This is a genomic window from Rhizobium sp. SRDI943 (assembly GCF_057653695.1).
The window spans coordinates 3,915,001-3,936,957 of record NZ_CM172787.1; the positions used below are offsets into that span (position 1 = coordinate 3,915,001).

Consider the following 21,957-nt stretch of genomic DNA (forward strand, 5'->3'; position numbering starts at 1 on the left):
AGCATCCGCCAGTTCCTGCTGCGTAACCCGGTTCCGAACGGCATCTTCAAATCGGGCTTCGGCATGCGCCGCCATCCGATCCTCGGTTTTGCCCGCATGCACACCGGCGTCGATTGGGCTGCACCGCGCGGCACGGCGATCATCGCCGCCGGCAACGGCACGGTCGAAAAAGCCGGCTGGGATTCCGGCGGTTACGGCAACCAGACGATCGTGCGCCATGCCAACGGCTATGAATCCTCCTACAATCACCAGAGCGCCATCGCCAAGGGCGTCGTCCCCGGTGCCAAGATCCGCCAGGGCCAGGTGATCGGCTGGGTCGGCACGACGGGCGAATCCACCGGCCCTCACCTGCATTACGAGCTGATCGTCAACGGCACCAAGGTTGATCCGCTGCGCATCCGCCTGCCGGGCGGCAAATCGCTGCAGGGCGAGGCGCTGGCGAAATTCGAAGACGAGCGCAAACGCATCGATACGCTGCTCAACAACCAGACGCCGGACCAGGTGGCGAGCAAGTAGCGTCCATCTACGCTGCTTCCCCTCCAACAAACGGCCCCGACCATCCAACGAAAAATGGCGGCCGAAGCCGCCATTTCTCATTCATCCGGCAAACTGGATTTACGCTGCTTCGCTCACCGTCTGCCTCGTCCTGAACTGCAGCCGGTCCGAACCGCTCGTCACCGTCACCGTCGATCCATCCGGCACCTGGCCGGACAGGATCTGCTCGGCCAGCGGATCCTGCACGAACTTCTGGATCACCCGCTTCAGCGGCCTTGCGCCGTAGACCGGATCGTAACCCTTGTTCGCCAGCCAGTGCCGGGCTTCCTCGTCGAGATCGATGATGATCTTGCGCTCGGACAGCAAAGCCACCAGCCGCTTCAGCTGGATATCGACGATCGCGCCCATCTCCTCGCGCTTCAAGCGATGGAACAGAATGATCTCGTCGATGCGATTCAGGAATTCCGGCCGGAAATGCCCGCGCACGACCTCCATCACCTGCTCGCGAACCGTGTCGCTGTCGTCGCCATCCCTCAGTTGCGTCAGATATTCGGCGCCGAGGTTCGAGGTCATGATGATCATCGTGTTGCGGAAATCGACCGTCCGGCCCTGACCGTCGGTCAGGCGTCCATCGTCCAGCACCTGCAGCAGGATGTTGAAGACGTCGGGATGCGCCTTTTCGATCTCGTCGAACAGCACGACCTGATAGGGTCTGCGACGCACGGCTTCCGTCAGCGCTCCGCCTTCGTCATAACCGACATAGCCGGGAGGTGCACCGATCAGCCGGGCAACGGAGTGCTTCTCCATATATTCCGACATGTCCATGCGCACCATCGCCGTTTCGTCGTCGAAGAGGAAGCGGGCGAGCGCCTTGGTGAGCTCCGTCTTGCCGACGCCGGTCGGGCCGAGGAAGATGAACGAGCCGATCGGCCGGTTCGGATCCTGCAGGCCGGCGCGCGCGCGGCGGACGGCGCGCGACACGGCCTGAACCGCATCGCCTTGGCCGATCACCGATTTCGCCAGTTCGTCTTCCATCCGAAGCAGCTTGTCACGTTCGCCCTCCAGCATCCTGTCGACCGGAATGCCGGTCCAGCGGGAAACGATATGGGCGATATTGTCGGGGGTGACCACCTCCTGCACCATCGCGCCGCGGTCGCCATCCTGCTTCTCGGCATCGACGAGCTGCTTTTCAAGATCGGGAATGACGCCGTAGGTCAGCTCGCCGGCACGCTGGAATTCGCCTTTGCGCTGGGCGATCGCCAGTTCGTTGCGGGCATCATCGAGCTGCTTCTTGAGATCGGCGGCAAGGCCGAGTTTCTGCTTTTCCGCCTGCCAGCGGGCCGTCAGCGCATCGGCCTGTTCCTCGAGATCGGTCACTTCGGTTTCAAGCCGCTTCAGGCGGTCGGCAGACGCGACGTCCGTTTCCTTTTTCAGCGCTTCGCGCTCGATCTTCAGCTGCATGATACGGCGGTCGAGTTCGTCGAGCTCTTCCGGCTTGGAATCCACCTGCATGCGCAACCGCGCTGCCGCCTCGTCCATCAGGTCGATCGCCTTGTCCGGCAGGAAACGATCGGTGATATAGCGGTTGGAAAGCGTCGCCGCAGCCACCAGCGCCGCATCGGCGATGCGCACCTTGTGATGCTGCTCGTATTTTTCCTTCAAGCCGCGCAGGATCGAGATCGTGTCTTCGACCGTCGGTTCATCGACGACGACGGGCTGGAAGCGGCGGGCAAGGGCCGGATCCTTCTCGACATGTTTGCGGTATTCGTCGAGCGTGGTCGCGCCGACGCAATGCAGCTCACCGCGGGCAAGAGCCGGCTTCAGGAGGTTGGAGGCATCCATCGCCCCATCCGCCTTGCCGGCGCCGACCAGCGTGTGCATCTCGTCGATGAACAGGATGATCTCGCCGTTTTCCGCCTGGACTTCATTGAGCACGGCCTTCAGCCGCTCCTCGAATTCGCCGCGGTATTTCGCACCGGCAATCAGCGCGCCCATGTCGAGCGCCATCAGCTTCTTGTCCTTGAGCGATTCCGGCACATCACCGTTGACGATGCGCAGCGCCAGGCCCTCGACGATCGCCGTCTTGCCGACGCCGGGTTCGCCGATCAGCACTGGATTGTTCTTGGTACGGCGCGAAAGCACCTGGATGGTGCGGCGGATTTCGTCGTCGCGGCCGATCACCGGGTCGAGCTTGCCCTCGCGGGCTTCGGCGGTGAGATCGCGTGCGAACTTCTTCAGCGAGTCAAAACCCTGCTCGGCATTGGAGGAATCCGCCGTCCGGCCCTTGCGGATGTCGTTGATGACCTGGTTGAGGCCCTGGGCCGTCACGCCTGCGTTCTTCAGCGTCGAAAAGGTCGAGGCCGAGGATTCGATCGCCAGCGCCTGCAGCAGGCGCTCGACGGTTACGAAGCTGTCGCCGGCCTTCTTCGCCGCTTCTTCGGCGGTCGAAAGGACCTTAGCGAGCGGTTGTGCCAGATAGATGTTGCCGTTGCCGCCGGAGATCTTCGGCAACTTGGCGAGAGCCGCGTCATTGGCCAGGCGGGCGGCCTTGGCATCGCCGCCGGCGCGCTCGATCAGCGACGCCGCCATGCCCTGATCGTCGTCGAGCAGGACTTTCAGCACATGTTCGGGCGTGAATTGCTGGTGACCCTGCGCCAGCGCATAGGTCTGGGCGGACTGGATGAAACCGCGCACCCGCTCCGAATATTTCTCGATATTCATATTCTGCCTCCATGGATCGCCCTGCCCTGACGAGGCGCAGACCGATGATTGAGATCGACCCCCTGAAAAGGCAGGTCGCGCTTTGCCCGGCTGGGATTCGGGCGAAGCAGTTCGAAGAGAATATGGTAGCCTGTTCAGCGAGTTTAAAGAGCCCATAAAATGAAAATCCCCGGCACAAGGCCGGGGATTTTCAAGCTAATTCGAGTAGATGGCATGAACGTCACGCTCTCCCTGAAGGGGAAGCGAAATCCTCATTCCGATGTGACGTCAGCCAGCACTGGCGCCTCGGCAGAGGCACCTTCGCCTTCAGCGGCTGCTTCTTCGCCCTCGGCACCCCGACGCGGGCGACGGGGGCGGCTGCCGGTGCTGCGGCGGCGGGGCTGGCGTTCGCGCGGCTGGCCGCCGGCACCTTCCTCGTCCATGGCGACTTCGGCCGGAATGCCTTCGATCTCCGGCTGCGGGCCGGTTCCATCGATGACCTCGGACTGGGGTGCCGGCGCAGGCGCCTGAGCGGCTACCGGCTTCGGCTGTGCCTGCGGCTGGTGCTGTCTGCTCTGCTGCGGCTGGTGCGGCCTGCTCTGCGGCGGCTGGACGATAACGACATCGTCGCCGTCATTGTCATTCTCATTGTCATTGTTGTCCATGTCGTCGCCGTCGCGGTCCGCACCGTCGCGATCATTGTACTCGCCGCGATCGTCGCGCTGGAAGCGTTCCTGCATCTGCGCCTGGGCGCTGGCGATGATACGATTATAATGTTCGGCGTGCTGGAGATAATTCTCGGCAATCACGCGGTCGCCGGAGCTTTGGGCGTCGCGGGCGAGCTGTGCGTATTTTTCGGCGATATGCTGCGCAGTACCGCGAATCTTCACATCGGGGCCGGAGCTGTCATAGGTCCGGGTCAGCGGATTGCCGCCCTTGCGGTTGAAATTGTTGTTATTGTTATTTCCACCGCCGCCGCCACCGCCGCCGTTGTTATTGTTGCCACGCCCTCGACCGCGCTTGTTCTGCTGTCCTGGCCTCATAGATCGTTCACCTGAATTCTCTGTTTGTGATGGATACATGGCACCAACCGCCATGACCGGAAAACCGGGTCAGGACCTTTGTGCCGCGAGCATACTGCGCCTTTGCGCCGACCTGCCGCTTGGTTCTCAAGTCAGTTTGACTGATTCACGCATTGGGTCGTGTTCAACCGTTGAAACTCTCGTTTAAAAGAGCGGACCCCCGAGGCAAACCAAGTACCGAACGAATCTCGTTCATTCCTATCTGCCCAACACGTGACCGCAACCTATATTGCTTCACCGGGAAATCCAAGCCTTTTCTTCGCAATAACAATAATGTCCTGTTCAATGCCGCATTATCGTCTCTCACGCGAGCGCGAACACGAGCACCCTGTCGTTCTGACCATAATCTTTTACGGATTTGAGGCACCTGAAGCCCTTCGCTTCAAAGATCGCCGTCACGTCGTTTCGCTGATCGTAGCCGATCTCCAGTCCGACGACCCCATCGGGCCTGATGAACCTTGCCGCATCCTTGGCTATGGCTTTGTAAGCGTCAAGCCCATCCGGCCCGCCATCCAGAGCCGCAGCCGGATCAAATTTGGTCACTTCGGGAGCGAGATCGTGAATGACATTGGAAACAATATAGGGCGGATTTGAGACAATCGCGTGAAAGGATCCCTGGATGTTCTCGAACCAACTCGACTGTACGACCTGAAAACGATCCTGCAATCCGTTTCTTTCTGCATTCGATCTTGCCGTCAGAAGTGCATCCGCCGATATGTCGCTGCCGACACCTGACGCATCAGGACAGTCGCTCAAAAGCGCAAGGCATATCGCCCCCGTCCCGGTTCCCATGTCAAGGATATGGAGACGGCTTTGCACCTTTGCAAGGTCCTTGAGATAGACCAGAACCGTATCGACCAGGATTTCCGTATCCGGCCGCGGTTCCAGCGTTTCCGCCGAGAGCCGAAGTGGCAGGCCATAGAATTCCCGCTCGCCGAGAATGCGATGCACCGGCTCATGACCGAGGCGCCGCTCCAGCGCCCTGAAAATCGCTTCGGCTTGCTCAGCAGAAAGCCTCTCGGCCGATCGCGTCAACAGCTCGGTCGGCGACAGTTTCAGAAGGCCCGCGACCAGCAGCCGCGCATCGGTCGCCGGGTCGACGATACCTGCTTCGGTGAAGCGGCGGCGCGCATCGGCAAGCATATCGGCGACCGTCGAGCTCATTGTTGCTCGCCGAGCTGCGCCAGCTGGCTGGCCTGGTAATCGGCCATCAGCGCGTCGACGACCTCCTCGATCTCGCCTTCCATCATCCGGTCGAGCTTATAGAGCGTCAGATTGATGCGATGGTCCGTTACCCGCCCCTGCGGGAAATTATAGGTGCGGATACGTTCCGAGCGATCGCCGGAGCCGACCTGGCTCTTGCGATCGGCAGAGCGCTCGCTATCGGCCCTCTGCCGCTCGGCATCGTAAAGCCTGGAGCGCAGCACCTGCATCGCCTTGGCGCGATTTTGGTGTTGCGATTTTTCCGAACTGGTGACGACGATGCCGCTCGGAAGATGGGTGATGCGCACTGCCGAGTCCGTCGTATTGACGTGCTGGCCGCCAGCACCCGAAGAGCGCATCGTGTCGATGCGGATGTCTTCGGCTCGGATCTCGATGTCGATCTCCTCGGCCTCCGGCAGCACCGCAACCGTTGCGGCCGACGTATGGATACGCCCACCCGCCTCGGTTTCCGGCACGCGTTGCACACGATGCACGCCGGATTCGAATTTCAGCTTGGCAAAGACACCCCTGCCGGTGATCGTCGCGATGATTTCCTTGTAGCCGCCGGCTTCGCCCTCGCTCGCCGAGAGCACCTCCACCTTCCAGCCCTTTTCCGCTGCAAAACGCTCGTACATGCGAAAGAGATCGCCGGCGAAAAGGGCCGCTTCCGAGCCGCCCGTGCCGGCGCGGATTTCGAGGATCGCGCTCTTTTCGTCGGCTGCGTCCTTCGGCAGAAGCAGGATCTGCATCTCCTGCTCAAGCACCTCGATCTGCTCTTTCACCTCGGGCAGCTCCAGCTCGGCGAGTTCGCGCATCTCGCGGTCGACCGACCTGTCCTCGAGCAGCGTTTCGAGATCGGCAAGCTCGGCGACCGCCTTCTCATAGACGCGGATCTTCGTCACGACAGGCTGCAGCTCGGAATATTCGGATGCGAGCTTCACATAGACATCGGCAGCCGGGCCAGCCGACATGCGCGCCTCGATCTCGCCGAAACGACGTTCCAGCTCGCGCATCTTTTCAACGGGAAGCTTCGCCACCCTTCACTCCGATTCTTCTTAATCTCTGTCTAAAGGGGAATATTGTGGCTCTCGGCGAAGCGGGCAAGCACCTCGCGCATCGGCATCAAGGCGTGGTGATCGTCCAGCACCTCGTCCATCGCCTTCGTCAGTGCCCCGACATCCAGCCCGAGCAGCATCGCCTTCACCGGCCCGATCGAGGCCGGCGACATCGAAATCGAGCGGAAGCCGATGCCGAGCAGCGCCATCGCCGAGATCGGTTTGCTGGCGAGTTCGCCGCAGAGCGTCACCGGTGTCTTGTTCCGGTCCGCCCCGCGTACGATATCGCGCAGGATGCGTAAGAACGGCTTGCCGAGCGGATCGAAGCGGTCCGAAACCCGCGCATTGCCGCGATCGACCGCCATCGAGAACTGGAAGAGGTCGTTCGAACCTACCGAGACGAAATCGACCGCCTCCATCAGTTCATCGAGCTGCCAGAGCAATGCAGGCACCTCCAGCATCGCGCCGAATTGCAGCTTGCGCGGCAGCCCGTGGCCGAAGCGCGACAGATGCTGCACTTCCTTCTGCAAGAGCTCGCGCACCATCTTCAGCTCGGAAACCTCGGTCACCATCGGCACCATCAGCTTCAGCTCGGTGTCGGCCGATGCCTTCAGCAGAGCACGCAACTGGGTGCGCAACAGACCCGGCCGGTCGAGCGACAACCGGATGGCGCGCCAGCCGAGGGCGGGATTTTCTTCCTCATGGCCACGGAAATAGGGCACGACCTTGTCGCCGCCGATATCGAGCGTACGGAAGGTGACAGTGCGGCCCGCCGCCTGCTTTATCACATTGCGGTAGAACTGCTCCTGCTCCTCCGCCTTCGGCATGGTGGAGGCGATCATGAACTGCAGCTCGGTGCGGAAAAGGCCGATGCCCTCGGCGCCCGATTCCGAAAGCTGCGGCAGGTCGACCAGCAGGCCGGCATTCATCATCAGCGCGATCCGCTGCCCATCCTTGGTCACCGGCTCGACGGCGCGCAGCGCCCGGAACTGCTCCTGCCGTCTGGCGCGGAAGCGAACCTTTTCCTCGTAGGAGCGCCGGTGATCGGCCATCGGCCGCAGATGCACATGTCCCTCGTCGGCATCGATGATCACAGCATCGCCGTTCTCGGCGAGCGCCACCACGCCCGCCGCCTGACCGATGACCGGAATGCCCATGGCCCGCGCAACGATCACCACGTGGCTCGTTACCGCCCCTTCTTCCAGCACCAGCCCGCGCACATTGGCACGTGGATAATCGAGCAGTTCGGCTGCTCCCATGGCGCGCGCCAGGACGATCGCATCGCTGGGGAAACCTTCGCCGGTCGTCCGACCGGTATAACCGGTCAACTGTCTGAGCAAACGGTTCGCCAGATCCTCGAAATCATGCATGCGTTCGCGCAGATAAGGGTCGGTCAACCGCATCATCCGCGCCTTGGTGTCGCTCTGCACCTTCTCGACTGCTGCTTCCGCCGTCAGGCCGTTGCGGATCGCCTCCTCGAGCTTGCGCACCCAGCCCTGGTCATGCGCAAACATGCGATAGGTTTCGAGCACCTCGCGGTGTTCGCCCTCCATCGACACGTCGCGACGCGACAGCATGTCGTCGATCGAGATCCGCAGCGAGCCCATGGCTTCGGCCAGCCGCCGGATTTCCTTCTCGGCATCCTCGTTCAGCAGATTGGTGACGACGATGCGCGGCTCGTGCAGCACGACGTAACCGAGGCCGATACCGTCATTATAAGTGTCGCCGTCGACGGTGACCGAACGCGTCAGGTCGAGTTCGAGGCCGGGCTTGGTGATCTTCTTGAGCTCGCCGGTGGCGATCATCTCTGCAAGCACCATCGCCGTCGTCTCGAGCGCTTCCAGCTCTTCCTCGCGATAATTGCGGCTCGCCTTGTTCTGCACAACGAGAACACCGAGCGAGCGCCCGGTCCTGAGGATCGGCACGCCGAGGAAGGAATGGTAGATCTCTTCGCCCGTTTCCGGCAGGTAGCGGAAGGCAGGGTGCGACTGCGCGTCGGAAAGGTTGAGCGGCTGGGCCGAGGCCGCGATCGTGCCGACCAGGCCCTGCCCCATCTTCAGTTGCGCCAGATGCACGGCCTCGCGGTTGAGGCCTTCGGTTGCATAGAGTTCGAGGACACCGTCGGCGCGCAGCACATAGACGGAGCAAACCTCCGCCACCATGTTGCCGGCGATCTGGCGGACGATCCGGTCAAGACGATCCTGCGGCTCCAGCGGCTCCGCCATCAACTCGCGCAGCCGCCTGAGCAGCACGCGCGGACCGCCGGAAAGGTCTCTCATGGCGTCTCAAGCTCCCGAAACAACGCACTCAGTCCCGGCGGGCCGGCCCTCGTCTCCTCAACCTGAAGGGGCAGGCCGCCCACTGGGAATCAATTCTTATCCAGACCGTAGCAGGAATGCAAAGTCCTGACAGCGAGTTCTGCATAGGGACCGTCGATCAGGATGGAAATCTTGATCTCGGAGGTGGTGATCGCCTTGATGTTGATGCCTTTTTCGGCAAGTGCACGAAATGCGGTAGCGGCAACGCCCGCATGGCTGCGCATGCCGATGCCGATGACCGATACTTTCACCAGCCCCGATTCGTTCTGCACGACATCGTAGCCGATCTTCTCCTTATGGTCGCCGAGCACCTTGATCGCCTTCTCGACGTCGCCTGATGGCACGGTGAAGGTCATGTCGGTCTTCGACCCGTCCTCGGAAATATTCTGGACGATCATGTCGACATTGATATGGGATTCGGCGAGCGGCCCGAAGATCGCCGCGGAAACGCCCGGCCGGTCGGCAAGACGGCGAAGCGAGATCTGAGCCTCATCCTTGGCATAGGCGATGCCGGTGACTACTTCCTGTTCCACGATTTCTTCCTCGTCACAAATCAGCGTTCCGGGCGGGTTCAACAGATCGCCCATGCCCGGAGCATCGGGATCTTCGAATGATGAGCGCACGAAGGTGCGCACCTTGTGTACCATGGCAAGCTCGACCGAGCGCACCTGCAGTACCTTGGCGCCGAGCGAGGCCATTTCCAGCATTTCCTCGAAGGCGATCTTCTTCAGCCTGCGCGCCTTTGGCACGATGCGCGGGTCGGTCGTGTAGACGCCGTCGACATCGGTATAGATATCGCAGCGATCCGCCTTGACAGCTGCCGCGATTGCGACGGCCGAAGTGTCCGACCCGCCGCGCCCGAGCGTCGCGATACGGTTGTCGGGTCCCAGCCCCTGGAAGCCGGAGATCACGGCGACCTGCCCCTCGCCCATCCGTTTGACGATGTCAGAACCGTCGATCTCCATGATCCGTGCCGCGCCGTGCGCGTTGTCGGTGCGGATCGGGATCTGCCATCCCTGCCAGGAACGCGCATTGATATCCATCGCCTGCAATGCGATCGCCAGCAGACCGGAGGTCACCTGCTCACCCGATGCGACCACCGCATCATATTCCCGCGCATCGTAGAACGGAGAATTGGCGCCGATCACCTTCGGCGTGCCCTGGACCCAGCCGACCAGTTCATTGGTCTTGCCGGACATAGCCGACACCACCACCGCCACCTCGTGCCCGGCATCGACTTCGCGTTTTACATGGCGGGCAACGTTCTTGATGCGGTCCAGGTCAGCGACGGACGTGCCGCCGAATTTCATTACAATGCGTGCCATATGCCTCTACCACGACTGGCGCCGGGAAGCGGAAAACCGGACCCGGCATCACGAAAGCTCTGGGGCAGACCGTTTGGGCCAGAGAGCCGGATTCCCAACTTCTGGAACCGCTCTAAAAGCCCAGGCCCCAAAGGCCCCAAGTTGCGGCGTCTCTTAGCGAGTTTGGCGGGGGGAGGCAAGCGCGCGCGACAAAAGCTATTGGCGAGCGGCTCCGTGCTTGTCAGTCCCCTAATCCGCGCCCCTTGACTTATGCCCCCGATCATCCGACTTCACATGTCACGAATGAAGGAGTGGACGATGACGGAAACCGCCAAAAGCACGATCGACCAGGGCGAAGTGGACCGCTTCTCGGCGATGGCGGCGGAATGGTGGAGCCCGACCGGCAAGTTCAAGCCGCTGCACAAATTCAATCCCGTCCGGCTCGCCTATATCCGCGACAAAGCCTGCGAGAATTTTAGCCGTGATCCGAAAAGCGCGCGCCCGCTCGAAGGCCTGCGCGTGCTCGATATCGGCTGCGGCGGCGGCCTGTTGTCCGAACCTGTCGCCCGCATGGGCGCCTCCGTCGTCGGCGCCGATCCGTCCGAGAAGAATATCGGCATCGCCTCCACCCATGCGAAGGCCTCCGGCGTTTCGGTCGACTATCGCGCCGTCACCGCCGAGGAACTCACTGAGGCTGGCGAGACCTTCGATATCGTCTTGAACATGGAGGTTGTCGAGCACGTCGCCGATGTAGAATTCTTCATGACCACCTGCGCGAAAATGGTCCGCCCCGGCGGCCTGATCTTCGTTGCCACCATCAACCGCACGATGAAGGCGGCAGCGCTTGCCATCTTCGCCGCCGAGAACATTCTGCGCTGGCTGCCGCGCGGCACGCATCAGTACGAAAAACTGGTACGTCCGGAAGAACTGGAAAAGCCGCTGGTGGCAAGCGGCCTTGAGATCAGCGACCGCACCGGCGTCTTCTTCAATCCGCTGTCGAACCAATGGAACCTGTCCAAGGATATGGACGTGAATTATATGCTGCTGGCGAAGCGGTCGGCATAGTTCGCGCCGTCAATAAGCCGGCTACACTTTCAGCAGCGCGAGATGCAGATAGGCGGCCAGACGCGCCGACTGCATGTCAGTTCACGTCCTCCGGCAAAACGGGAATGGCCGCGATCTCGATGCCTTCTTCCAAGAGCGCCTGCGCCTCGTCGACCGTCGCGTGGCCGATGATACCGCGGGCATCCGCCTCGCCGTAATGGATCTTGCGGGCTTCCTCGGGAAACTGCGTGCCGACGTCCTCGGAATTCGCCTTGACCGCCGCAACGGCCTCCTTGAGTTTTTGCAGGGCCTCGCGGCGCATGGCATCCATCGCCAGCGTCTGCCTCTCGTCCTTCCCGCGCGCGGTCGACACCGAAGGCGCCATCAACAGCTTGGAAATGGCGGCGGAATGACAGACCGGGCAGGTCAGGAAACCGGTTTCGACCTGACGATCGAAATCGGCGCTTTCCGAAAACCAGCCTTCGAATTCATGGGCATTGTCACAGGTGAGGGAATAGCGGATCAAGCGGCGACGCCTCCGGCGATTGCCCCCGCAATCTTCTCGACCGAGAATTCCCGACCATTCCTCAGGTTCGGGATCTTGTCATGTGCGGCCTTGACCGCGGCGGGATCAATCTCGGCGACCATAACCGCCTCGCCGGTGGCGCCGGCCGACGCCAAAACCGTGCCCCAGGGATCGATGATCATCGAATGGCCGAAGGTCTCGCGCCCGTCCTCATGCCGGCCGGCCTGCGCGGCGGCGATGACGAAGACCCCGTTCTCGATCGCGCGTGCCCTGAGCAGGATCTCCCAATGCGCCTCGCCGGTCTGCTTGGTGAAGGCGGCAGGAACTGTCATCACCTCGGCGCCGGCCACCGCCTGGGCGCGGAAGAGCGCGGGAAACCGCACGTCGTAACAGATCGCAAAGCCCATTTCGGCAAAAGGCAGCGACAGGACGCGGGCCTCCGAGCCGGCCGTATAGGCCGCACTTTCACGCCAGCTCTCGCCATTGTCGAGGTCGACGTCGAACATGTGGATCTTGTCGTAGCGATTGAGAACCCTGCCGTCGGGACCGAACAGGAAACCGCGATTGGCGATCTTGCCATCGGCAAGGGCAATCGCCGTCGAACCGACATGCATGTAGATGCCGAGTTCTATGGCGAGCTCTGAGCCGGTCTTGACGATGATATCATGCGCTTCGTCGGCAAGCACGGCGCGTGCCGCTGTACGGTCGCGCTGCAGCATGCCGGTCATCTCGGGAGTCTGCACATAGGTCGCGCCCTGGCCAGCGGCCTCGCGCACCAGCCGCGCCATCGCGGCGGCGTTCTTCACCGGATCGACCCCGGAGCACATCTGGACAGCGGCGGCCTTGAAGCTCATCGGTTCTTCCTCAAGCCGCCAGCAACGGGTCGAGCTTGCCGGCCCGATCGAGCGCAAAGAGATCGTCGCAACCGCCGACATGATCGGCGCCGATGAAGATCTGCGGAAAAGTGGTACGCCCGTTCGACTTGCCGATCATCTCCCGGCGAAGATCCGGCGAAAAGGTCGCGTCGTGCTCGACATATTCGACACCCTTTTCTTCGAGAAGGGACTTGGCGCGGGTGCAATAGCCGCAGAACTGCCGTGTATAGATGGTGACGGGTACCATAATCTCTCCAGACCGATGCCGGGTATTTCTGTCATATAGGCTCGGAGAGAGCCCTTGCAAAGGTCAAAACCGTTATCTCGGCCGCACCCGCCTTGCGCAGTGTCCGGCTTGCCGCGGCGACCGTCGCCCCCGTTGTATAGACGTCGTCGATAAGGACGATGCGCTTGCCGAAAATGTCGTTTTCGCAACCCTTGGCGATCGCAAAAGCGCCCCTGACATTGTCTTCGCGCGCCTTGGCGCCAAGGCCGACCTGCTGGCTGGTGCGCTTGACGCGCATAAGCGTGGCGGCAAGCAGCGGCTTGCCCGAGAGCCTTGCCATATGGCGGGCAAGCTCTGCTGCCTGGTTGAACTTGCGCGTCAGCATACGGCTACGGTGCAGCGGCACCGGGATCAGCGCATCGCAGCTCTCGACCGTCCCGTCGGAAGCGCGCAGCATCCAGGCGGCCATCATCGGCGCCAGATCGGTGCGATCGCGATATTTGAGCCCATGAACGAGATCGCGGACGGCACGGTCGTGGGTCGCCGCCGACCGCAGCCGGTCGAAGGGCGGCGGGTTGGCGATCGCCTCAGCACTGAGGATGCCGGCGCCGAGATCATGCGAGAAGGGAATGCCGAGCACCTCGCAATAGGGCCGTTCGATGAAGCGGATACCGGACCAGCATTTCGCGCAGAGCCCGCGATGGCCGCCGGTGGAAATGCCGCAGACCGAGCAGGCGGGCGGATAAAAGAAATCAGCAAGCGCCGAAAACGGCCGCAAGAGATGCGTCCGCAGGAACTCTGACGGTTTTTCGATGTTGATCAGGCCCATGCCGCAGAGACTAGCGTGTTCTTCGCGAAAGGAAAATCGTCTTGCCGCACAGGCGGCACGAGACTAAGGACATCGCCATGGAAACGATCTTCGACAGAGCCCTGATCGCCGCACATCGCCGCCGCGCGCTTGTAAACAACGACCCGAAAGCCGCCTTCCTGCTCGACATCGCCGCTGAGGAAATGGCCGAGAGGCTTACGGTCGTCGAGCGGACTTTCGAGACCGCCGTCGAACTGCATGGCGCGACCGGTGCTGCCGCCCGGGCCGCACTGGCGACGGGCAAGATCGGCACGATGATCCGCGTCGAAAGCGACAAGGCCTATGCCGGGCCAGGCGAAAACTTGATCGAGGCGCCGCTCGAGGACGTGCCGCTCGAACCGCAATCGGTCAATCTCATCCTTGCGCCGCTCAGCCTGCATCTGACCAACGATACGCCGGGCGTCTTCATCCAGATCCGCCGCGCCCTGAAGCCGGATGGCCTGTTTCTGGCGGCGATCCCCGGCGCCGGCACGTTGCAGGAACTGCGCGAGGTGCTGCTGGCCGCCGAGGTCGAGATGACGGGTGGCGCAAGCCCGCGTGTCATTCCCTTCGCCGATGTGCGCGATGTCGGCAATCTCATGCAACGCGCCGGCTTCACGCTGCCGGTGATCGACGCGGAGAACTACACGGTACGTTATGATTCGCTCTTTCCGCTGATGCGGGATCTGAGAGCGATGGGCATGAGCAATCCGCTTGCAGCCCGCGGCCGCATGCCGCTGACGCGCGCTTTCTTCCTGCGCGCAGCGGAGATCTACGCCGAACGCTATGCCGATCCCGACGGACGCATCCGCGCCACCTTCTCGATCATCTATGTCTCGGGATGGGCTGCGCACGAGAGCCAGCAAAAGCCGCTGAAGCCCGGTTCAGCCAAGGCGCGCCTCGCCGATGCGCTGAAGGTGGACGAGCACAAGCTCAGGCAATAGAGCATGATGCCGAAAAGTGTGAGCGGTTTTCGGACAACATCATGCTCCAACTCTTTAATTTAGCCGGCTGCGTCTTCAATTCGCAGGCAGATTGTTGCCGATCACGTTGAAAATCCCCTGCAGGCTGCCGCTGAAGATTCCAAGAGCGGAGACGAGAGCGCCGCCAATGAGGGCGGCGACCAGACCATACTCGATCGCCGTCGCACCTCTGGTATCTGCAATAAATGCTTTCAAAAGACGCATGACCCCACCCGCTGCGCGAAACCGACAATAAACGACCAATTCCACGACCATCGGGACGATGGCCGGCATTTTTCAGCAACCGGCGCCGACGCCGTAGCCCTGGACGACGCAGACCGAGCCGGGCGTATCCTGGAGGACGCTGCGGCGGATCGTATAACGCTTGCCGCTTTCGCTCTTCGGGATCGATCCTGTCGTGATCGTATCGAAATCCGCCGGAGCACTGGCAAAGACGCTTTTCTTCGAGGAATCCGCAAGCATTGGCGTCAGGATGAGCGTCAACGCGACCACTGCCGTGCCGAACAGAAGGGCGATATTCAGCGCACCCGTCCTGCGCGAGGCAGACGAGGCCCGTTCCTTTTCCCGGACAGCTTTCCAGAAATCATCGTCCATGACGTCAAGCCTTTTAATACACGCACGCCAGATGCTTGATTGAGGCCGATCTTTGGCAGAAGGTGTTAAACGATCCATTAATATCCACAGCCGAAAATGGCGTGGCACAATAATAATCAGACAATGCTAAAGTAAATCCTGCAACATCGGGATGAGCGGCTCGTCGGCCGGCGGCATCGGATAATCGCGCAGCGCCTGCGGGCGCACCCATTTCAGCGCCTGACCCTCGCGGCCCTGGGGAATGCCCTCATAGCGCCGGCAGATATAAAGCGGCATCAAAAGGTGGAAGGTCTCGTAGGAGTGGCTGGCGAAGGTCAGCGGCGCAAGGCAGGCGATCTTGGTATTGATGCCGAGTTCTTCCTCGAGCTCGCGCACCAGCGTTTCCTCCGGCGTCTCACCCGGCTCGACCTTGCCGCCGGGAAACTCCCAGAGCCCGGCGAGCGACTTTCCCTCGGGGCGCTGTGCCAACAGGATACGTCCATCGGCATCGATCAGCGCACAGGCGGCGACCAGCAATATCTTCCGGCCCGCCTCGCTCATCGCGGCTCCTTTTGCCAATAGCAATAATGATAGGCGTCGCGAAAACCGAGGCGCTCGTAGAGTGCGATGGCCGGGCGATTGGACAGCTTCACCTGCAGCCAGGCCGAACGGGCGCTGCGCATGCGCGCCCAGCGTAGCGCCGAGGTCAGGATTTCGGTGCCGAGCCCTTCGCGCCGCCGCGCCTCGGAGACTGAAAGCGACATGATGCCGGCGAGGTCGTTGTCCTGGACGCAGAGCACGGTCGCAAGCGGGCCGTCCGCCGCGTTCTCGATCATGAACAGGCCGGATGGCGGCTTGATCGCCGAAATGATCTCGGCAAGCGCCGGCTTCAGCCTCGGTGGCGCCTGGTCGACGGCGAGGTTGGCGTCGACGAAACGGCCGACATCATGGGTCGGCAGGTGATCGAGCGTATCCGGCAGCTCTGCCTCGGCAAGGTCGCAGGTCATCACCACCGTATCGTCGAAGCGCGTCCAGTTCTGCGCGCGCAGAAGTTCGATTAGCACCGGCGAGGCAAGCGGCGTCTGGCGGACCACGGCGGCGCGGCCATAGGCTTCAAACTTCCGGCTCGCCTTTTCCAGGCGGATTTCGACGTCGCGATGATCCGAAGGATCGAGCGGCACGATCGAGTTCAGCCGGTTGGACGGGTGACCGGCCGTCAGCCGTACCTGCCAGCTGCCATCATATTGCACGGATGCCGCCGGCCAGGCGCGGAAGCCGACGGCCTCCAGCCTGCGCACCAGCGGCAGATTGTGTGAGGAAATGGATGCCTGCGCCAATGAACGATCAGCTCCGATAGTCGCCATTGATGGCAACATATTCCTTGGTGAGGTCGCAGGTCCAGACCGTTGCCGTGCCGGCGCCGAGCCCGATATCGACTTTGACGGGGATATCCTGCGCCTTCATGACGTCCGAGGCGGCCGCCTCGGAATAATCGGGATCACGCTCGCCGTTGACGGCGACCCGGATATCGCCGAACCAGATGGCGAGCCGGTCGCGATCGGCCATCTCGCCGGATTTACCGACGGCCATGACGATACGGCCCCAATTGGCGTCTTCGCCGGCGGCCGCGGTCTTGACCAGTGGCGAATTGGCAATCGACAGCGCGATGCGCTTGGCGGCGGCATCGCTCTCGGCACCCGTCACGGTGATTTCGAGCATCTTGGTGGCGCCCTCGCCATCGCGCACCACCTGTAGCGACAGATCCTTCAGCACTTCGTTGAGTGCGGCCCGGAAGGCGGCAAGGCGCGGGTCGTCGGCGCGTTCGATGCGGGCCTGACCGTCCTCGGCCGCAGCACCCGTCGCAAACAGCATCAGTGTGTCCGAGGTGGAGGTGTCGCTATCGACGGTCATGGAATTGAACGTCGGGCCGACGCCGTCAGACAGAAGCGCCTGCAACGCGGCAGGCGCGATGTCGGCATCGGTGACGACGAAGGAGAGCATCGTCGCCATATCGGGCGCGATCATGCCGGCGCCCTTGGCGATACCGTTGATCGTCACGGCCACGCCGCCGATCTCGGCGCTGCGGGTCGAAACCTTCGGATAGGTGTCGGTCGTCATGATCGCCTTGGCGGCCTCGAACCAGAAATCGCCGGTCGCTTCGCCCTGCATCCCATCCAGAACGCCTGCGAATTTGGTGGCATCGAGCGGCTCGCCGATGACCCCGGTCGAGGCCAGATAGACCTCGTTTTCGGCGCAGCCGACGGCACCGGCAGCCGACTTCGCCGTCAGCGCGGTCGCCTGGCGGCCCTTCAGGCCGGTGAAGGCATTGGCATTGCCTGAGTTGACGACGACGGCGCGGGCGCTGCCATGGGAGAGATTGGCCCGGCAGAAATCCACCGGCGCCGACGGGCACTTCGAGCGGGTAAAAACGCCCGCAACAGCCGCCGGCCTGTCGAAGACCATCAGCAGCACGTCGGTCCGGTTCTTGTACTTGATGCCTGCGGAAGCCGTCGCCATGCGCACACCGCGCAACGGTGGCATCGAGACGAAGGATTTCGGAGCGAGCGGAGAGACGGAACCGGACATGATGAGACCTGCCAATGAGCATTTCCAGGCGAAATGGAAACCGGTTCGCCGTCCGGAAATGCGACAACAAACGATGCCAGAGCATGATGCCGAAAAGTGTCAGCGGTTTTCGAACGACATCATGCTCAAATTCTTTGATTTAGATCTGGATGTCAGACTTTAGACCGATCAGGCCCCAAGATCATCCGGGATCTAATGAAGGGCCCGGAAGAACCGGGCCCTGATGCGAATTTTACTGCTTCGGCGCCGGGGCGACGGGCTCGCTGCCCGGCTCCGGCTGCTTGTTGGCCTGGTCGTAACCCTTGCGTAGCGTCTCGTCCGTGATCTCGATCTTGGCGGAGGCCTTTGCCTTGTTCAGAAGCTCAAGATACTTGTCGCGCATGACGAGCTGACGAACCTGATCCTGCACCTGCTCGAAAGGCGGCGGCGGAGCGTCGCGCTTATCCTCGACCTTGATGACGTGGAAGCCGAAATCGGTCTTAACCGGTGTCTTGGAATAGGTGCCCTTCTCAAGCGCGAAGGCTGCGTCTTCGAATTCCTTGACCATGCGGCCGCGCGAGAAATAGCCGAGATCGCCGCCTTCCGACTTGTTCGGATCGGTGGACTTTTCCTTGGCGAGTTCGGCAAAATCCTTGCCGGCGTCGAGCTGCTTGATGATGTCCTTGGCTTCGTCCTCGGTCTTGACGAGGATATGACGGGCGTGGACTTCTTCCTGCTTCGGCAGGGCGGCGACTTCCTTGTCGTAACGGGCCTTGACTTCGTCAGGCGTCACGATGTCGACGACATGCTTTTTGAAGTAGGCATTGTGCAACTCGCGGTCGGTGAGGTATTGCATGCGCTTCTTGAATTCGTCGGTTTGATCGAGCTTCTCGGCCGCAGCGTCGGCGGCGAGCAGTTTCACGTCGATGGCGGCGGAAAGGGCTGCGACCTTCTTCTGGTCATCGGGAAGCTGCGCCAGCTGGGGGTCGAGATTGGCGACGGCGAGGTCGAGTTCCGACTGGTGGATTTCCAGGGTGCCGACCTTGGCGATGACGGCGTCATCGGCATAGGCCGGGGCCTGGAGCGCAACAAAAGTTGCAAACGCCAGAACGGCAAGTTTGTTGGTGCTCAACATGAAATACCCTTCACAGTTACATTGCCGGTTTCAGCATCCCCTGAATCCAGCCCAAAATAGCCATCAACACCGGATTGTGGCCTTTCTGTATCCGCCAAATCCGTTGACATCATTCGACCCCCCTCTTATCTGTCACGCAACCTCGCGTCCAGAACAGTTTCCGGGCGTTTTAAGGCGCGCGCCTGATTTTCGGCTGGGCCGCGGACAAGAAACGCCGGGGATGAATATTGAGAAAGGGCCAGTCATATGGTCAGCTTTGGCGGTATAGCCCGCAAGTTATTTGGGTCTTCCAACGACCGCCGCGTGCGGTCCTACCAGCCGAACGTCACTGCCATCAACTCTATCGAAGAGAAGACGAAGGCCCTGACGGACGAGCAGCTCGCGGCAAAGACCGTGGAGTTTCGCGCCCTGCTCGCCGAGGGCAAGACGCTCGACGACATTCTGATCCCGGCCTTTGCCGTCGTGCGCGAAGCCTCGCGCCGCGTTCTCGGCCTGCGACCTTTTGACGTACAGCTGGTCGGCGGCATGATCCTGCATTCAAATGCGATCGCAGAGATGAAGACCGGCGAAGGCAAGACCCTCGTCGCCACCCTGCCGGTCTATCTGAACGCGCTTTCCGGCAAGGGCGTGCACGTCGTCACCGTCAACGATTACCTCGCCCAGCGCGATGCCGCGACCATGGGCCGTGTCTACGGCTTCCTCGGCATGACTACCGGCGTCATCGTCCACGGCCTTTCCGACGAGGAACGCCACGCGGCCTATGCCTGCGACATCACTTACGCCACCAACAACGAACTCGGCTTCGATTATCTGCGCGATAACATGAAGTACGAGAAGAACCAGATGGTCCAGCGCGGCCACAACTTCGCAATCGTCGACGAAGTGGACTCGATCCTCGTCGACGAGGCGCGCACGCCGCTGATCATCTCCGGTCCGCTCGACGACCGCTCCGAACTCTATAATACGATCGACGCCTACATTCCGCTGCTGGTGCCGAGCGATTACGAGATCGACGAGAAGCAGCGCTCGGCCAACTTCTCCGAAGAGGGCACCGAAAAGCTGGAAAACCTGCTCCGCCAGGCCGGCCTCTTGAAAGGCAACGCGCTCTACGACATCGAGAACGTTGCGATCGTCCACCACGTCAACAACGCGCTGAAGGCCCACAAGCTGTTCCAGCGCGACAAGGACTATATCGTCCGCAACGACGAAGTCGTCATCATCGACGAGTTCACCGGCCGCATGATGCCGGGCCGCCGCTATTCGGAAGGCCAGCACCAGGCGCTCGAAGCCAAGGAAAAGGTGCAGATCCAGCCGGAAAACCAGACGCTGGCCTCGATCACCTTCCAGAACTACTTCCGCATGTACGACAAGCTCGCCGGCATGACCGGCACGGCGCAGACGGAAGCGGAAGAATTCGCCAATATCTACAATCTCGATGTCATCGAGGTCCCGACCAACCTGCCGATCAAGCGCCTCGACGAGGACGACGAGGTCTACCGGACCTTCGACGAGAAGTTCAAGGCGATCATCGAGGAGATCCTCGACGCCCACAAGCGCGGCCAGCCGGTGCTGGTCGGCACCACCTCGATCGAGAAATCGGAACTGCTCGCCGAGCGCCTGCGCAAGCAGGGCTTCGACGACTTCAAGGTGCTGAACGCCCGCTACCACGAGCAGGAAGCCTATATCGTCGCTCAGGCCGGCGTGCCCGGTGCCATCACCATCGCCACCAACATGGCCGGCCGCGGCACCGACATCCAGCTCGGCGGCAACCTCGACATGCGCATCGAGCGCGAGCTCGGCGAAGTCGAAGCCGGTCCGGAGCGTGACGCCCGGATCCAGGCGATCATCGAGGAGATCAAGGAACTCAAGCAGAAGGCGCTCGAAGCCGGCGGCCTCTACGTCATCGCGACCGAACGCCATGAAAGCCGCCGCATCGACAACCAGCTGCGCGGCCGCTCCGGCCGTCAGGGCGACCCTGGCCGCTCGAAGTTCTACCTGTCGCTTCAGGACGACCTGATGCGCATCTTCGGCTCCGATCGCATGGACAGCATGCTGACCAAGCTCGGCCTCAAGGAGGGCGAGGCGATCGTCCATCCCTGGATCAACAAGGCCCTGGAGCGCGCCCAGAAGAAGGTCGAAGCCCGCAACTTCGACATCCGCAAGAACCTCCTGAAGTATGACGACGTTCTCAACGATCAGCGCAAAGTGATCTTCGAGCAGCGCCTCGAACTGATGGAATCGACCAATATTTCCGAGACCGTTTCCGATATGCGCCGTGAGGTGATCGAGGACATGGTCGAAAAGCATATCCCCGAACGTGCCTATGCCGAACAATGGGATGCCGCCGGCCTGAAGACCGGCGCGTTGAACATTCTCAATCTCGACCTGCCGATCGAGGACTGGGTGAAGGAAGAAGGTATCGGCGAAGACGATATCCGCGAGCGCCTGACGGAAGCCACCAATGCCGCCTTCACGGAAAAGGCCGAGCGCTTCGGTGACGACATCATGCATTATGTCGAACGCTCGATCGTCATGCAGACGCTCGATCATCTCTGGCGCGAGCACATCGTCAACCTCGACCATCTGCGCTCCGTCATCGGCTTCCGTGGCTATGCTCAGCGCGATCCGCTGCAGGAATACAAGTCGGAGGCCTTCGAGCTCTTCACCGCGCTGCTCAACAACCTGCGCGAGGCCGTTACTGCCCAGCTGATGCGCGTCGAACTGGTGCAGCAGGCCCCTGCCGAACCAGAACCACCGCTGATGCAGGCCCATCACCTGGATCCGACGACCGGCGAGGATGATTTCGCCCCGGCGATCTACCAGGCGTCGGAAGTCATCGTTTCTCCTGAAAACCGCAACCCGGATGACCCGGCCACATGGGGCAAGGTCGGCCGCAACGAGACCTGCCCCTGCGGCTCCGGCAAGAAATACAAGCACTGCCACGGCGCCTTCGAGCAGGTCTGAGGCAAGCCCGCAAAGATCCGCGAAAATGCCGCCTCCGGGCGGCATTTTCTTTTCTGCGGCAA

The 21,957-nt window shown here is 61.8% G+C and carries 21 protein-coding genes (1 of these 21 only partly in view); 5 read left to right on the forward strand and 16 right to left on the reverse strand.

Annotation, left to right across the window (positions count from 1 at the left end):
- A protein-coding gene (locus AC245Y_RS19730; RefSeq protein ID WP_017995288.1) for a M23 family metallopeptidase crosses the window boundary here: on the forward strand, positions 1-516 show its final stretch. Its footprint begins 1,425 nt before the window's first position; only the last 516 of its 1,941 coding nucleotides appear in the window; its start codon lies beyond the left edge, outside the window; it ends in the stop codon at positions 514-516.
- 99 nt (positions 517-615) lie between these two features.
- Here the strand turns inward: AC245Y_RS19730 and clpB are convergent, their stop codons facing one another.
- From clpB to AC245Y_RS19760, 6 genes are all read right to left on the reverse strand, one after another.
- Positions 616-3,216, reverse strand: a complete 2,601-nt coding sequence (gene clpB, locus AC245Y_RS19735) for an ATP-dependent chaperone ClpB (RefSeq protein ID WP_012759128.1) — start codon at positions 3,214-3,216, stop codon at positions 616-618.
- A gap of 251 nt (positions 3,217-3,467) precedes the next feature.
- Positions 3,468-4,238: a DUF4167 domain-containing protein gene (locus tag AC245Y_RS19740; protein ID WP_017995289.1), complete on the reverse strand. Its 771-nt coding sequence runs from the start codon at positions 4,236-4,238 to the stop codon at positions 3,468-3,470.
- 342 nt (positions 4,239-4,580) lie between these two features.
- On the reverse strand, positions 4,581-5,441 hold the full coding sequence (gene prmC / locus AC245Y_RS19745; RefSeq protein ID WP_017995290.1) for a peptide chain release factor N(5)-glutamine methyltransferase: 861 nt from the start codon (positions 5,439-5,441) through the stop codon (positions 4,581-4,583).
- Positions 5,438-6,517, reverse strand: a complete 1,080-nt coding sequence (gene prfA, locus AC245Y_RS19750) for a peptide chain release factor 1 (RefSeq protein WP_012759131.1) — start codon at positions 6,515-6,517, stop codon at positions 5,438-5,440. The genes prmC and prfA overlap by 4 nt, the downstream gene beginning before the upstream one ends.
- A 29-nt stretch (positions 6,518-6,546) precedes the next feature.
- The gene (gene ptsP, locus AC245Y_RS19755; protein ID WP_017995291.1) at positions 6,547-8,814 is read right to left on the reverse strand and encodes a phosphoenolpyruvate--protein phosphotransferase; all 2,268 of its coding nucleotides are present in this window, start codon (positions 8,812-8,814) and stop codon (positions 6,547-6,549) included.
- An 89-nt stretch (positions 8,815-8,903) separates the two neighbouring features.
- Positions 8,904-10,178 (reverse strand): aspartate kinase, encoded by a 1,275-nt coding sequence (locus AC245Y_RS19760; protein WP_017995292.1) that lies wholly within the window; start codon positions 10,176-10,178, stop codon positions 8,904-8,906.
- 297 nt (positions 10,179-10,475) lie between these two features.
- On the opposite strand from AC245Y_RS19760, the gene ubiG reads away from it, so the two are divergent.
- Positions 10,476-11,222, forward strand: a complete 747-nt coding sequence (gene ubiG, locus AC245Y_RS19765) for a bifunctional 2-polyprenyl-6-hydroxyphenol methylase/3-demethylubiquinol 3-O-methyltransferase UbiG (RefSeq protein WP_017995293.1) — start codon at positions 10,476-10,478, stop codon at positions 11,220-11,222.
- A 76-nt stretch (positions 11,223-11,298) separates the two neighbouring features.
- Here ubiG and AC245Y_RS19770 read toward each other — a convergent pair whose 3' ends face one another.
- From AC245Y_RS19770 to AC245Y_RS19785, 4 genes are read right to left on the reverse strand one after another with little or no spacing between them, the layout of a single operon-like run.
- Positions 11,299-11,727 (reverse strand): DUF1178 family protein, encoded by a 429-nt coding sequence (locus AC245Y_RS19770; RefSeq protein ID WP_012759135.1) that lies wholly within the window; start codon positions 11,725-11,727, stop codon positions 11,299-11,301.
- Complete coding sequence (locus AC245Y_RS19775; RefSeq protein WP_017995294.1) at positions 11,724-12,581, reverse strand: carbon-nitrogen hydrolase family protein; 858 nt, start codon at positions 12,579-12,581, stop codon at positions 11,724-11,726. Before AC245Y_RS19775 ends, AC245Y_RS19770 begins: the two co-directional genes overlap by 4 nt.
- A gap of 10 nt (positions 12,582-12,591) precedes the next feature.
- Entirely contained in the window at positions 12,592-12,849 is a 258-nt protein-coding gene (grxC, locus tag AC245Y_RS19780) for a glutaredoxin 3 (protein ID WP_017995295.1), read from the reverse strand.
- A 31-nt stretch (positions 12,850-12,880) separates the two neighbouring features.
- On the reverse strand, positions 12,881-13,657 hold the full coding sequence (locus AC245Y_RS19785; RefSeq protein ID WP_017995296.1) for a ComF family protein: 777 nt from the start codon (positions 13,655-13,657) through the stop codon (positions 12,881-12,883).
- 77 nt (positions 13,658-13,734) lie between these two features.
- Between AC245Y_RS19785 and AC245Y_RS19790 the strand changes: the two genes are divergently transcribed.
- The gene (locus tag AC245Y_RS19790; RefSeq protein ID WP_026157486.1) at positions 13,735-14,619 is read left to right on the forward strand and encodes a methyltransferase domain-containing protein; all 885 of its coding nucleotides are present in this window, start codon (positions 13,735-13,737) and stop codon (positions 14,617-14,619) included.
- Between the two features lie 75 nt (positions 14,620-14,694).
- Here the strand turns inward: AC245Y_RS19790 and AC245Y_RS19795 are convergent, their stop codons facing one another.
- From AC245Y_RS19795 to argJ, 5 genes are all read right to left on the reverse strand, one after another.
- The gene (locus tag AC245Y_RS19795) at positions 14,695-14,862 is read right to left on the reverse strand and encodes a Flp family type IVb pilin (RefSeq protein ID WP_026157487.1); all 168 of its coding nucleotides are present in this window, start codon (positions 14,860-14,862) and stop codon (positions 14,695-14,697) included.
- A gap of 72 nt (positions 14,863-14,934) precedes the next feature.
- A complete protein-coding gene (locus AC245Y_RS19800; RefSeq protein WP_003543245.1) occupies positions 14,935-15,252 on the reverse strand; it encodes a hypothetical protein in 318 nt (105 codons plus the stop codon).
- A 126-nt stretch (positions 15,253-15,378) separates the two neighbouring features.
- A complete protein-coding gene (gene mutT, locus AC245Y_RS19805) occupies positions 15,379-15,792 on the reverse strand; it encodes an 8-oxo-dGTP diphosphatase MutT (RefSeq protein WP_012759141.1) in 414 nt (137 codons plus the stop codon).
- Positions 15,789-16,595: a GNAT family N-acetyltransferase gene (locus AC245Y_RS19810; protein WP_017995299.1), complete on the reverse strand. Its 807-nt coding sequence runs from the start codon at positions 16,593-16,595 to the stop codon at positions 15,789-15,791. The genes mutT and AC245Y_RS19810 overlap by 4 nt, the downstream gene beginning before the upstream one ends.
- Positions 16,576-17,817 carry a bifunctional glutamate N-acetyltransferase/amino-acid acetyltransferase ArgJ gene (argJ, locus tag AC245Y_RS19815; protein WP_012759143.1) on the reverse strand — a complete coding sequence of 414 codons (1,242 nt, stop codon included), beginning with the start codon at positions 17,815-17,817 and terminating at the stop codon, positions 16,576-16,578. The genes AC245Y_RS19810 and argJ overlap by 20 nt, the downstream gene beginning before the upstream one ends.
- On the opposite strand from argJ, the gene AC245Y_RS19820 reads away from it, so the two are divergent.
- Positions 17,747-17,980, forward strand: coding sequence for a hypothetical protein (locus AC245Y_RS19820; RefSeq protein WP_171815669.1), 234 nt, complete (start codon positions 17,747-17,749; stop codon positions 17,978-17,980). The two genes, argJ and AC245Y_RS19820, sit on opposite strands and share 71 nt — an antisense overlap.
- 69 nt (positions 17,981-18,049) lie before the next feature.
- Here the strand turns inward: AC245Y_RS19820 and AC245Y_RS19825 are convergent, their stop codons facing one another.
- A complete protein-coding gene (locus AC245Y_RS19825) occupies positions 18,050-18,931 on the reverse strand; it encodes a peptidylprolyl isomerase (RefSeq protein WP_012759144.1) in 882 nt (293 codons plus the stop codon).
- A gap of 246 nt (positions 18,932-19,177) precedes the next feature.
- Between AC245Y_RS19825 and secA the strand changes: the two genes are divergently transcribed.
- Entirely contained in the window at positions 19,178-21,895 is a 2,718-nt protein-coding gene (secA, locus tag AC245Y_RS19830; RefSeq protein WP_012759145.1) for a preprotein translocase subunit SecA, read from the forward strand.
- The last annotated feature ends 62 nt before the right edge of the window (positions 21,896-21,957 follow it).